The sequence below is a fragment of the Methylobacterium iners genome (genome assembly GCF_022179305.1).
GTDB classification, from domain to species: Bacteria; Pseudomonadota; Alphaproteobacteria; order Rhizobiales; family Beijerinckiaceae; genus Methylobacterium; species Methylobacterium iners.
Window position 1 is genome coordinate 52566 of record NZ_BPQP01000036.1, and the last position, 12619, is coordinate 65184.

The 12619-nt window shown below is 54.7% G+C and carries 15 protein-coding genes; 8 read left to right on the forward strand and 7 right to left on the reverse strand.

The annotated features are described in order from the left end of the window. The first annotated feature begins 914 nt into the window (after window positions 1–914). Window positions 915–1664 (forward strand): Crp/Fnr family transcriptional regulator, encoded by a 750-nt coding sequence (locus tag MFF55_RS13110; protein ID WP_238244540.1) that lies wholly within the window; start codon window positions 915–917, stop codon window positions 1662–1664. Window positions 1665–1756: 92 nt separating this feature from the next. Here MFF55_RS13110 and MFF55_RS13115 read toward each other — a convergent pair whose 3' ends face one another. Both MFF55_RS13115 and MFF55_RS13120 read right to left on the reverse strand, forming a co-directional pair. Next, complete coding sequence (locus tag MFF55_RS13115; RefSeq protein WP_373874800.1) at window positions 1757–2401, reverse strand: L,D-transpeptidase; 645 nt, start codon at window positions 2399–2401, stop codon at window positions 1757–1759. A gap of 141 nt (window positions 2402–2542) precedes the next feature. Next, on the reverse strand, window positions 2543–3031 hold the full coding sequence (locus MFF55_RS13120) for a PRC-barrel domain-containing protein (RefSeq protein ID WP_238244541.1): 489 nt from the start codon (window positions 3029–3031) through the stop codon (window positions 2543–2545). 259 nt (window positions 3032–3290) lie between these two features. Between MFF55_RS13120 and MFF55_RS13125 the strand changes: the two genes are divergently transcribed. Both MFF55_RS13125 and MFF55_RS13130 read left to right on the forward strand, forming a co-directional pair. Beyond that, window positions 3291–3860 (forward strand): hemerythrin domain-containing protein, encoded by a 570-nt coding sequence (locus MFF55_RS13125; protein WP_238244542.1) that lies wholly within the window; start codon window positions 3291–3293, stop codon window positions 3858–3860. A 78-nt stretch (window positions 3861–3938) separates the two neighbouring features. Continuing rightward, on the forward strand, window positions 3939–4172 hold the full coding sequence (locus MFF55_RS13130; RefSeq protein WP_238244543.1) for a WGxxGxxG family protein: 234 nt from the start codon (window positions 3939–3941) through the stop codon (window positions 4170–4172). Window positions 4173–4237: 65 nt separating this feature from the next. On the opposite strand, the gene MFF55_RS13135 is transcribed toward MFF55_RS13130, so the two are convergent. From MFF55_RS13135 to MFF55_RS13145, 3 genes are all read right to left on the reverse strand, one after another. After that, window positions 4238–4615: a hypothetical protein gene (locus tag MFF55_RS13135; protein ID WP_238244544.1), complete on the reverse strand. Its 378-nt coding sequence runs from the start codon at window positions 4613–4615 to the stop codon at window positions 4238–4240. Then, window positions 4615–6141: an ADP-ribosylglycohydrolase family protein gene (locus MFF55_RS13140; protein ID WP_238244545.1), complete on the reverse strand. Its 1527-nt coding sequence runs from the start codon at window positions 6139–6141 to the stop codon at window positions 4615–4617. The genes MFF55_RS13135 and MFF55_RS13140 overlap by 1 nt, the downstream gene beginning before the upstream one ends. Window positions 6142–6462: 321 nt before the next feature. Continuing rightward, a complete protein-coding gene (locus MFF55_RS13145; RefSeq protein WP_238244546.1) occupies window positions 6463–6687 on the reverse strand; it encodes a hypothetical protein in 225 nt (74 codons plus the stop codon). A 1090-nt stretch (window positions 6688–7777) separates the two neighbouring features. On the opposite strand from MFF55_RS13145, the gene MFF55_RS13150 reads away from it, so the two are divergent. From MFF55_RS13150 to MFF55_RS27145, 4 genes are all read left to right on the forward strand, one after another. Then, entirely contained in the window at window positions 7778–7984 is a 207-nt protein-coding gene (locus MFF55_RS13150; protein ID WP_238244547.1) for a hypothetical protein, read from the forward strand. 4 nt (window positions 7985–7988) lie between these two features. Further along, window positions 7989–8423: a LexA family protein gene (locus MFF55_RS13155; protein ID WP_238244548.1), complete on the forward strand. Its 435-nt coding sequence runs from the start codon at window positions 7989–7991 to the stop codon at window positions 8421–8423. After that, window positions 8420–9700 carry a Y-family DNA polymerase gene (locus MFF55_RS13160; RefSeq protein WP_238244549.1) on the forward strand — a complete coding sequence of 427 codons (1281 nt, stop codon included), beginning with the start codon at window positions 8420–8422 and terminating at the stop codon, window positions 9698–9700. The genes MFF55_RS13155 and MFF55_RS13160 overlap by 4 nt, the downstream gene beginning before the upstream one ends. 452 nt (window positions 9701–10152) lie before the next feature. Next, window positions 10153–10302: a DUF4113 domain-containing protein gene (locus tag MFF55_RS27145; RefSeq protein ID WP_373874803.1), complete on the forward strand. Its 150-nt coding sequence runs from the start codon at window positions 10153–10155 to the stop codon at window positions 10300–10302. Between the two features lie 275 nt (window positions 10303–10577). On the opposite strand, the gene MFF55_RS13165 is transcribed toward MFF55_RS27145, so the two are convergent. Then, a complete protein-coding gene (locus tag MFF55_RS13165; protein WP_238244550.1) occupies window positions 10578–10778 on the reverse strand; it encodes a hypothetical protein in 201 nt (66 codons plus the stop codon). 572 nt (window positions 10779–11350) lie between these two features. Further along, window positions 11351–11608, reverse strand: coding sequence for a DUF6894 family protein (locus MFF55_RS13170; RefSeq protein ID WP_238244551.1), 258 nt, complete (start codon window positions 11606–11608; stop codon window positions 11351–11353). 221 nt (window positions 11609–11829) lie between these two features. Between MFF55_RS13170 and MFF55_RS13175 the strand changes: the two genes are divergently transcribed. Further along, window positions 11830–12540: a sigma-70 family RNA polymerase sigma factor gene (locus MFF55_RS13175; RefSeq protein ID WP_238244552.1), complete on the forward strand. Its 711-nt coding sequence runs from the start codon at window positions 11830–11832 to the stop codon at window positions 12538–12540. Window positions 12541–12619 lie beyond the last annotated feature (79 nt).

Genomic DNA, 12619 nt, shown 5'->3' on the forward strand with positions numbered 1-12619 from the left:
GGAGGGGTCAGGGGTGGGGTGGCTCCGCTGGCCTCGACACACGGTCACCCAGCCACCCTACCTCCAACTCCTCCCCACAAGGGGGAGGAGAGGCGTCTCACCTAGGTGTGGATCACCCGCCCATACGCATCGAGCACGCTCTCGTGCATCATCTCCGAGAGCGTTCTACAACGGTAATCCGGGTGTTGGCACGATAGGATTGAATGGTAATTCTATCATTCGCATCAGTGTCTTAGCACCGCACGCCTAACCCTAGCTTCGATGCCTGAAATACCGTCGTTCGGTCGTCCGGTCACACACTGGTCACAACGAGGCGCGCAGTGGCATCAATTCGACAGCGTTACGGTAAGTGGCAAGCACAAGTTCGGATCAAAGGATCACCACCTAGGACCCGTAGCTTCACAACCAAAATCGATGCTCACAGATGGGCTAAGGCCGAGGAACTGAAGGCTGAAACCGTAGGCATACCGGCGAACATACGTCAGCTAGAGCGGATTACGGTTGGTGAGGTCCTGAGCCGGTATGAACGTGAAGTCGTAGTAACAAAGAGGGGCGCGGTTCGTGAGGGTTTCGCAATTCGCGCCCTTCAACGCCATTCGATAGCTCAGACCCCCTTAGCAGCGATCGATGAGGCTTCGGTCGTCAGCTATCTTGAAGCTCGATTGAGGGTGGTGAAGCCGGCGTCAGTGAGTCGCGAGCTAGCCATCTTTCAACATGCCTTTGAGATCGCGCGTCGTGTGTGGAGTCTCCCCTTACCTGTCTACGCCTCTCCTTTGCCCAGTCTTGAACTGTTAATTTTGTGACACTACCATAATATTCTACAGAAACACGTCATATGTTAGTAATCGTGGGAAGTGTATTGCATAAAAGTGTGTTAAGGTTGAACTCGTAGCTGCGAGACGGCCAGAGCATCCATGTCCGATCCCTTATTAATGAAGTTGGTAGGTCGGTTTCCCCTATCAAATGACGACAAAGAAGACGTGAGGCGTGCGATTGTCCGCGTGCGGAAGTTCATTGGCAAAGAGGACATCATCTCGGAAGGCGATAACCCCGACCATGTCCACGTCATTCAATCTGGTTTTGCGTACCGTTGTAAGTCACTCCCCGATCAGACCCGCTCGATCATCGCCTACCTTGTTCCTGGCGACATCTGCGACTTGAACGTCTCTGTTTTGGGAAGGATGGACCACTCTGTCGTCTCGATCGGTCGGAGCGAGGTCGCCATGATCCCGCGAGAGACTCTTGATCATCTGACGGCCAGCAATCCCGCAATCAATCGCGCGCTGCAATGGTCGGCCTTGGTGGATGAAGCGATCCTACGCCGATGGCTGATCAATATGGGTCGCCGTTCCGCTGACAAGCACATGACGCACTTGTTCTGCGAGTTGCTGGTCCGTCTTGATCGGGTCGGTCTAGTCGAAGCCAACACCTTCACATTGCCATGCCGACAAACCGACCTTGGCGATATGATGGGCGTCTCATTCGTGCATATCAATCGCAGGCTTCAGGCTCTTAGAAGCCAAGGACTGATTGTTCTTACAGGCAAGACGCTGAGCATTCCAGATGTCGATCGCCTGAAAGCCTTTGCGGACTTTAGCTCTGACTACTTGCATTTAACGCCAATGCCACAGGACATTACTCCAAATACGTTAGTCACCGCTTGAAGAGTCTAATATTATAGCTCAATATCTGATAAAGATATGTTCGCCCCTGACATCCGTTAGCCGGTGCTTATATTACTCAATATGACAACCATTTAGTATTCGTCGTAAGTGTATGACGAGCCGTAGCTGAAATCAGGGTAAGAGTAGGTGTCGTTTGACCTCCGGTGCCTCGTCGGCTGTTCGTAACGGGTTTCTATCCCGGCACTCATTCTTGATCCAACCGATACGATACCTTCCGGATCATACCGGTTCTGCCGTCGAGCCTGCTTGAAGCTCGAACCGCTCCGTGTTGCGACGGCGAGTCCATCACCGCTAACCACAACCTTCGTCCTACCCATCCCCTCAGCCTTTACGATGCTGAACAGGGTAGAAGCGTTGCGTAGTGAGAGCCGAATGCACCCATGACTCGCCGGTCTACCGAGTTTCCTGCCTTGCGTTGTGCCGTGAATGGCATGTCCGCGCTCCGTGAAGAAGATCGCATTCGGCATCGGAGCATCGTCCCACTCCTTCGAAAAGTGAGACTTCTCCATCCGAAAGGGTCGAAACGATCCTTCGGGAGTGTCGTGGCCCGTCATCCCCGTTGAGACAGGCCACGTGAAACGATTTTGACCATCCACGCTGACAGTCATCCGCTGACTACCCTTATCGACCTTGATGAGGACGTCCGCCGAGGCCGGAACGATGAAGGCGACCGTGGATAGCGCCGCTAGGATGACAGGAAGGGAAACAAGCCGCACTGATGCATCCTCGCGAGAGAAGGAACAAACCTTCTCCCCACTACCTTGCTGGCCGTCTTGAGGTTCCACTTGCTAAGTGCTGACAGCGCCATCCGCCTCCCACAAACGACCGCTTCCGCGTCTGGCAAGGCCGATAAAGCGCTATTGAACGTGTTTGAAGTCCGGCGCTGTCTTCAACTCCTCATTACTCATCCGCAAGATACCGAAAACCGGTGTTCCCACGTCCTTCTCTGAAGATTTTTTAGGAGGTGGAGATGCCTTCTCACTATCTTCTGCAGTTTTACTTGACTTAGCTACTTCTAATCTGTTATTCTTCTCGCCATCACTTGGTGGTTTAATCTCGCCGAATGGCACACCAATATTCCGATTTCCCATTCCAAGGAAGCCACCCGTGGATATAACAACCGTCTTTATTTCACCGGAACTACTGATGATAAGGTCTGATATCTGTCCAATATTCTCGTTCGCTTCGTTGTAGATTCGAAGTCCCATCAACTTCGAGGCTTGCCATTGTCCGGGTTCGTTTTGGGAGATGAACTTCCCGCTTCCTGTAGTCGAACCCCCCTGAGCCGAAACCTCACAACTGAGCATCAGAAGTGCGAATACCGTAAGACAAAATCGTTGTGGCATCGGAAAACCCTCGCGTCGTGGTAAGATATGATAGGATCGGCTACACGTCGCTGTGAGTACAAACGGCTTAGAAGAGGTCGGTGTTCCTCATAATCGGCCGCTATTTGTTTTTACGCCGGTAGACACATGATGCTTTCTCCTAAGGTCGAGCTACGCTTTACAAAGGCGCATACCTCTACGCAGCCGTGTTGGCGAAGATAAATGGGAACGGTAAAGGCGAGAGAGTGTTACAGCGGACCGCGTTTCGGAGTGACCTCACATGAACATCTGGCAACTTATGGAGCGTGACCACGCCAACATCGCGCATCTCATCCACGAAGCGCCAATGGCTCTGAACAGCCGTGAGGTCATACGGAGTCGAGAGCGGCTTCTGAACGACCTGACTGCCGAGTTCGAGGCTCATACGGCCGCCGTCAGCGCGAGCCTCTACGATACCGTCAGCCGTGAGCCTTCAACTCGCAACCTTATCCAGGACCTAGAAACCGAGCGTAATCAGGTGATGCGCGCCTTATCCGATCTGGCACGCTACAACCGGCGCAACTCGGAGGGATGGCTCAACAACTTCGAAGACACAACATACCTTATTGATCATCATCTTCACAGATATAAGCATGAACTGATCCCAGCGGCACGTCAGCTTCTTGGGCTCGAGGAAGTTACTGACATCACTCGTCTATTCATTCGAGCGAAGGTGCGCCTGATTAAATCGAGAAACCCTACCATCCTAAGTAGGTTCATCTCAAAAGACCTTGCTCTTGGCTTCGTTTTTTGTGCAACGGTTCTCGGGCTTGTATTCTTAGCTAAACGTAGCACATATTCACATCGATAAAAATGGGGAACCATCAACTATTATTGTCGGTTATACGAGTACGATCGGTCGCTTGTGACTGTGCGTAGGAGGAATATTATGAAGATTGTTCATGCTTCACTTTTGGCGCTGACGCTTGTGACTGCGGCTCCGGCTCTTGCCCAGAACACAAGCCCGGCCACTCCTTCCACTACGGCTCCTCGCGTGGAAAAAGACGATAACGATTTTGACTTGGGTTGGCTCGGTCTACTCGGTCTTCTTGGCCTTGCAGGCTTGATGGGACGCAACCGCCGTCATGATACTGTCGCAGGTGTGAACACAAGAACACACTAGTAATATCTGCCGTGGAGGGTTCCCTTACTCCACGGCCAACCCATATCCTGATATATATTAGCTGACTATTTCAGTGATAGTACAACACTGCCCTTCGTAGTAGCAGTGATTGCTGTTCCGAACGTCATTGACCTAGACAAATGCTTAGTCACGTTGCCCTTCAAGTCGAAGATGGTTGCACGATCACTGGCAAAGTTGATGCATAATCCGGTCGGTTTGCCGAAGGCCGGAAGCTGCCCGGAACCGTTGCTACCGATGTTCCATCGTTCAAGCCGTTCTCTAAGCTCTGTCACGGCCTGATCAAGGAAGGTGACCTCCGGCTGGGTAACGTCCAGATCAATACGCTTCAGCTTGTCCACGCCTATGATGCCTGCAACCCATATGGGTGATGGCACCGATCGTTCAGTGATGATGATCGCGTGTGGTTTGAAGGCGTCGTCCATCAGAGGCTCGCATCGAACAATTGTTGTGCGCGATCCTCGATCCGATCACGCCAAGCGACCCGGTTCAGCCAACGATCTGGAATGCCGGACAGCCCATAAAAAGCGCCGGCAAGCTGGCCCACGATGGCCCCTGTCGTATCCGCGTCATCTCCTAAATTCGCGCCCTTAAGAACGGCTCCCTCGAACGATCCGGACGACCCTACGCACCAAAGGGCGGCTTCTAGGGAATGGATCACGTATCCGGACGATTGGACCTGATCGCGGGCCTTCCCACGCCATGATCCGTCGAGGATCGCTTGGACCTGATCGCCGAATGCACCGTAGAACCCCCTCAGCACGTCCGTGAGCGCCTTTCCCTGGATCGCCTTCGCTAGGATCGTCCCAAAGGCTTCACAGGCATCTACGGCTTCCCTGGCACCATGCGTTGTGTAGCTCTGGCGTCTGGCAGCGTCCCTCAATCGTTCGGGGTCATTCCAGAATCGGATTGCGACCGGGCTGAGCCGCATAAGTGATCCATTTCCTGCCGTTCTTGGGTCGGTAGGACCAGCGTAGATGTCTCCGGTCGATTCGAACCGTTCAAGGGCCGTGCGGGTGACATTACCGATATCAAAACATGTCCCGGTGACGCTGTTCTCCCCATTCCGAAACCAGCGGCAGAACCGTTCGAGAAGGTTGCGTTCGTTCAAACCGTCGTGGGCAAGGAGACTATCGGCAAGGCACCGGGACATGGAGGTATCGTCAGTCCACTCCCCGGTTTTCAGACCGAAGGGGCCACCACCGACCATGTCCGTTAACGGTTCGTAGGTATCGCGTTCCCGAAACTCGAGGGTCGTCCCCACAGCATCACCGACCGCAAGGCCAACCATGGCACCCAAGGCCCTGTCGCGGATCGCATTTAGTGTTGTTGAGGGCTGACGTTCCCGGACTGGCGTTTGATCGCGAACGTAGGCTTCCTGTTCCTCGGTCTCGATCGCACCGGGTCTTATCGAACGAACGGCATCGATAGCGTCAGAAGGATTGGACCCAAGTTCCACCAACAGCTTCGCGGCTATAGAACCGGCGCGGCCGAGCCCTCCCTTACAGTGCACGACAACGTTGAAGCCGTTCCGTAAGCGCGACCTCAAACCCTCACCAACGGTCGTCCATCGCGCCTCGAACACCGCATCAGGAACGGACACGTCGTGGATCGGCAGGTGGAGCCAATGAATCCCGTGCTTCTGGCAAACAGCCCCTAGCTCACGGACATGTAGCGCCTCAATCTCGTGGTCCTCGATGAGCGTTACGAGAACGACCGCACCGAACGCCTGTATCGCCTTGATATCGGTTGCTAGGTCGCGGCTCCATGATCCGGACGCAGCGTCAGCCTGCCGTTTCCCGGGACAAAAACAAAGCCCAATCCTTCCGCCACCATCGACCGTTCCAACAGAAGCAATCTTAAGCGGATGCGTTTCACTTGTTCTGTCTTGTCTCACTCGACTATGAGAACCAAATACGGTTTGAAAGACGTGGTATTCATCTCCTGACATTGCATTACTCCCTCCTGAAACAATAAGGGAGTTTGTCATAGAACGCAATAATACTTCTCTGATGGAAACAGGAAATGCACGCTTGCGATGAAGCTAGGTTCTACGCTCGGGCATAAGATCAGCAATGCCTACCAGTAGCCGCGCATCATTGATAGTTAACCTATGAAATGTCGCGTCAAGTCTAGCCTTTGGGCCAACTAATGCCTTGTCCTCGCTAACTTCTTCGAACATATAGGCAAGCAGCACTTTCTTTGCATAAGACCAAGGTCTCACAAGCTTACGAGAACAATGTTCTTGTCGGGCTTTAACGGCAACGCGAACTCACGTGCTAGTCGGATTAAGCTGTTCGATGAAGCGTGTGCCCTCCCAAAGTTCGACGGCATGACCATCGACCATGCTTTTGGCAATCGTGAGAGCCGCATTGTCGTCAAAGGCAGAAAAGCTGACAGCATTCAGGACATGCCCATCCGTATGGAGCATGATCGCGCGATATCGGCGGACCCCATCAGCACGATCAATCTCGTGGGCTTGAAGATCGACCGTCATCCAAGTTGGGCCTATTTAGAACGGATCGCACTATACCCTTTGTTGTTCATCGACATCAACTCACGATGCCATCTAGGCCCTCTGGTTGTGTCATGTAGATTGGAAACTGAGGATTGAGAGTTGTTGCTGCGGACGGACCCAGGTCTGACTGCCAGCTTGGCCCTGTAGAGCCTATAACCAACACGTTCGCCTCATATCGCGCCCCTCAGAAGAGCAATCTGGCACAACACCGAACGACGGGCCCGAACGAGACGATCCCTCAACGCGCGGATTTCTACGCCATCGAAGCAAGCTTCTTCGACCTCCCTGCAAAGACGAGAGAAGCCGATGAATCCAAGAGAACCAGCCGCAGACACCATAACGTGGGCCTGATACGCCAGAGTCGCGCTATCATTGCACGTGGCAGCGAAGAGTTCCTGAAGCTCTGCGGCGAGAAGACCAAGTAAACTTTGCATTTGTTCGTATCCTAGTTGGGATCGAACGTCATCCAGCACCTTAAGATCGAGTGATGTTGGACCAGCGCAATCAAGCGCAGTTGGGTTATAAGAGCTAATGTCCATATCACTATCAACCAATGATCCGAGGCCGAAGCCGCATCAAAGTCTTCAACGCACTGAACGCAACGAAGCAGGGTTACAAATCGATTGTTGCAAAAATATAATATTAATAGATCATTGTCATACTATGCTTCAAAAGTCAAGGGAAGCTTGACCATTAAGAAGTATCTCGTGGATCATTTCGTATCGGGAACAACCTTAAGTCGGACACTCTAGCCAATACTTCGAAGGTGGATCTCGGCTGCTAAACCGTTGATGATGGTTGGCAATCAGCGGTCTTGACTGAGAGTGGCGTCCTTCCCACGCCAGATTGATGATCCAAGACGCTTATCCAACAAGTTGAACCGCATGGCCCGATCACTGTCGACGTGACGCTCACGATGTCGAGTGCCACACCCAGACGATCCTTAAACCCTTGATATGTAGCGATAATACGATAACCCTCCCCGAAATCCACAGGCTCCCCTTCCGATCTTGACCCCCGCGACGTGATCCTATGTTCTGCATATGTTCTTACTCGACGGATGGCTACGATGACGGCAAGCGAGATGGCAGCGTTCGCGGATATGAGCGATGCCGAGACTACCGCCGTTGCCTATGTGGAAGCGGCTGGCGGTGATCCGAATCGTGCGTTGCTATGGGCCATCGAGGACCTGATCGCGCTGGAACACCGATTCGCTCAGGCCCAACGTTCAGTGTCCAAGGGCTATATCCGCGCAGCTGCGATGGAACGGGCCTAAGACCATGGACATCTTTGGCGTCACCATCGGCTTGCCCGTTCCCCTCCCATTGCTTCGCCGTCCTGTGCGCGCAGGGTTTCCATCCCCGGCCGACGACTTCATCGAAGAGACAATCGACCTTCAGCGCCTACTGATCACGAATCGACCGGCTACCTTCCTTGTGCGTGTCGTGGGTGATTCGATGATCCTGGCCCGGTTGTTCGATGGTGACCTCGCTGTGGTCGATCGTTCCCTAACACCTGCGAACGGTGACGTGGTGGTCGTGGATATCGACGGTGATCGGTCGTTCAAGGTGTGGTCGAGACAAGGCCCCCGCATCCGCCTCTCGTTCGCGAACCCTCGTTATCCTGAGTTCCGTCTGTCCCCTGATGCCTTGGTTGAGGTTTGGGGGGTGGTGTCATCATCCATCAGTCCGAAGCGCCGTGCGGCGAAGGGGTGACCCGGGCCTACGCTCTCTCGGATGGAAACAGCTTCTATTGTTCTTGTGAGCGCGTCTTTGATGCTCGATTAGCGCGCGTTCCCGTCATCGTCCTATCCAACAACGATGGCTGCGCGATCGCGAGGACGGTGGAAGCTAAGGCTCTCGGGATCAGGATGGGTGCTCCATTCTTCATGATCCGGGACCTGTGCCGGCATCGTGGGGTTCGGGTCTACTCGTCGAACTACGCCCTCTACGGTGACATGTCGGCTCGGGTGAACGAGGTTTACCGCCGGTTCTCACCCCGCATCGAAGTCTACTCCATTGACGAGAGCTTCCTTGATCTGAGCGACGTGAGGCCGAAGGATCGTGTCACCCTCGCCCGTGATATGCGGTCTGCTGTCTTAAAGTGGACTGGCATTCCAACTTGCGTCGGCATCGGCCCCACAAAGACCCTTGCCAAGCTAGCCAACGCTCTTGCGAAAGGCATTCCGGAACTCAGTGGTGTGTGCGACCTAACCGACGAGGACGAACGGGCCGCTTGGTTGGGTCGCACGCCGATGAATGAGATTTGGGGCGTTGGACCGGCTACCACCCGCAAGCTGGAAGCACTCGGCTGCGATTCGGTAGCCGACGTTCGCGATCTTGATCCACGTCTTGCCAGGAAAGGTCTGACAGTCGTCGGCGAGCGGTTGGTCTATGAGCTTCGTGGGATTGCGTGCCTGGACCTAGAGACGTTGGCGGCGACGAGGAAGGGTTGTGCGGTCACTCGGTCATTCTCGAGCCGCGTGGACGAGCTTGCGACCATGCAACAGGCCGTTTCAACTCACGCGGCACGGTTAGGCGAGAAGCTACGGCGTGAAGGGCTTGGAACGGACCACCTGACGGTCTTCTTCCACACGTCCGAACATGATCGCGGCGACCCACAACGATCCGTATCGGCAGTGGTCACGTTCCCGGAGGCTACTAACGACACGCTGATTCTATCGAAGGGCGCGATGTCGGGCGTTCGTCGAGTGTGGAAGGACGGCTACCGCTACAGCAAAGTGGGCATCATCACGACTGATCTGATGGACCTGGATGGTTCGCCACGTGCCCTAATCAACGGCTTCAATCGTGAGCGGAGCGGACCACTGATGAACGCCTTGGACGATTGTAATCGACGATGGGGACGGAGATCGGTCGTCGTGGGGTCATCGGGTTGGACGAAGGACCAATCATGGTCGACCAAGTTCGAGATGCGGTCTCCGCGATACACGACACGGCTCGAAGAGTTGCCAAAAATCAGGGCTGCGTAACGTTGGGCATCGGAGGAAACTGAGACTGGACTCGAACCCACGGTTTGTTCCCGACGACATCGACCATACGAGCTTTGCCATATTCAGGCCACCTTAGACCTCTCGATTAACCATCCGTTAACCATGATACGTTTCCGTATGGTCAAGCTTGGATGGAGCGTTCTATGTCGACGATCACAATCCTTGATCCCATCTCGGGCAAGTTGATTACGATCCAAAGACCTAGACCGAGGGTGGGGCAGGCGAAGTTCAAAGCATCGTGCTATGGCGACGCTTGACCGCCGATGATCCGGTAGACTTGCATTCAAGAGCATCCTAGGCCCTTGGCGATTGCAGCCGGTCCCGTGCCCTCCGCCATCATCACGACTGACCTGATGCCTCTCGATGGATCGCCAGGTGCCCTAATCGATGGCTTCAATCGTGAGCGAAGCAGACCACTGATGGATGCATTGATGATTGTAATCGACGATGGGGGACGGGGATCGGTCGTCGTAGGATCGTCGGGGTGGGTTAGGGACCGATCGTGGTCAACCAAGTTCGAAATGCGTTCGCCGCGCTACACAACGAGGATCGACGAACTTCCTGCAATCAAGGCTGCGTAATTATGGCTAAGGTCGAACAATCCACGCCAATGGTGCGTTGAGAGTCATGCAGTGTGTCGGACTTGCCTAGCTTAATCCGACCACATTCCTAATACGGGAACAAACAAATGGCACTCTTCTTCGCGCTTCTGCTTATTGGAACTCCACTGGCGTTCGCAGTAATGAACCTTCTTAGCATGGGCAAGCATTCACCGGCCGCGACACGACAGCTTTAACATTATCTGCCATAATAATATGAGTCTGGAAGCCTCTTAGGTACTCAGGCTCATTCTCGTTCAGGCGGCAAGTTCTAAACTGAGTGGCCGAGTTTCAGAGGTCAACGCAGCTTCTTCTAGGCCACGACAGTAGAGCTTTGCCACAATCTGCCAGAAGTCTATTTGCTCCCCGGTTGCAAGAGCATTGATACGTGTGTCGATGAATGCGCGGGCCTCGTCGGCAGCTAGGATATCGTCGGGTTCGAGACGCGGGCCCATCATACCGAACTCTCCCGTCAGATATGTTAATGTCCGTAACATCAACGATCACGCCGGACATTCGATCCCGGGAGAACGACATCAATCGGTCAAGCTAGCTCGTTCGATAAAAAAGCCGTGCCTACCCTTCAATCGAGCGTAGGCACGGCGGAAATGACAAAGGCTCGTTCAGTTGGCCCAGGAACCGAGCGCTTGTTCAGCGAAGGCCGAAGAACGACAACACGGCAAGAACCACGACGATCAAGCCGATGATGTAAATGATGTTTCTCATAAGTGCCCCCTTGTTGATGCTGATCGGCAACATGCGGAGTGGGCATACCGTTCCCAAAACATCTATGCGTCCATGCGTATCGGCTCGGTTGGATGCGCATTTTCTCGGTAGGACTAGGACCATTGTCACGCCGGAACGACAAGGGCTTTGTAGACTTGCATCCGGGAACATCCGAGCGCCTTTGCGTTGACGGTCGGCTCAGTCTCGTCGGCTTTCATTGCTGACACGCGGTCACGATCAGCCCCGCGTAGTACCCCCTTTGTAGGATGGGAACTCTGTCTATGACGACAACGTCGGCTTCAGCTTAGTGGACCGTCTTGATCCCCTCAGGAGGCGGCGTAAGGGCCTCCGCAAACGGAAACTCTAGCACCACCTCGCCGGCCTCGTCAGTGACAACTAGAGAAGCCGCTAGGAGCGTCGTTTGCGTAGCCGGGTCTTGGAGCATGGCATGGGCTGTGTCCCGCGCGACCTCCCAAGCCTGTTCAGGATCGCGTAGCTCCGCGCCTCCCTCGTCCTTGATGAAGTCGCCTTCAATGCGCGTGTTGAAGAAGTAGCGGGGCATTGTTGCTTGTCCTTGCCTGAGCCTCCCGACACCAACATCTATGACGAGCGTCCGGCCCACTCCTAGCGCCCACATCACAAGTTTCCTATCGCGCACGCCGCCTTGTCGAAGATCGGCAATACGCTTCGTTAGGAGGCGCGCCGCATCCCTCTGCCAGCCGCTCCCACGCGATCTCCCGGATCACCCCGGAGACAGTCCTGGAGCGACAAGCGGACATTGTGATGCAAGCTGATCAGGTTGGTGCGGTGCTCTCTCAGGCGGATCGTGAATCGACACCCGTTCCAACGTGCGAATTGCCCCGACAGGTTCAGTACCACCTCGGCGCGGAGCTTAAAGGGCTCTATGCCGCGTTGATCGTTGAGGAGCAGCCGCGTCGCTTCCTTGATCTGATTGCTCAACTCGACGCGTCCCTCACGACAGGTGGGCCAGCGATCGTCTCAGACTTCCGCAAGGACCTTGTGGCCGCACTTCCAGGCCTTCGAGCGTTTGCCCTCTCGCTCACTAACAGTCCCACCCAAGCCGACGACCTTCTCCAAGAGACGCTGTTGAAGGCATGGCAGTACCAGAGCAGCTTCCAGGCGGGCACCAACTTCATGGCTTGGCTGTGCACCATCATGCGCAACCACTTTTACAGCGTTTGCCGGAAGCGTAAGCGCGAGGTCGAAGATGCGGACGGGGTTCATGCTGGCAAGCTGGTCGTGTTGCCGGCCCAGGAGCATCGGATCGAGTTGCAGCAAGTCTGGACAATGCTCGCCAAGCTGCCGCTCCTCCAGCGTGAGGCGCTTCTGCTCGTGGGTGCACAAGGTTTGACCTACGAGGCCGCAGCCGAGGTCACGGGCTGCCAAGTTGGCACCGCAAAGAGTCGGGTGTGCCGTGCGCGGGCGTTCCTGGCGGGATCACTCGGGCTGTCGGATGACCGCCTTACGGCCTGAGTAGGGGTTAGAGGCCGCTACGGCCCACTTGAATAGGTCGTAGCTAGTGTGTCAAGTGATTGAAAGGGCTATGGTATTT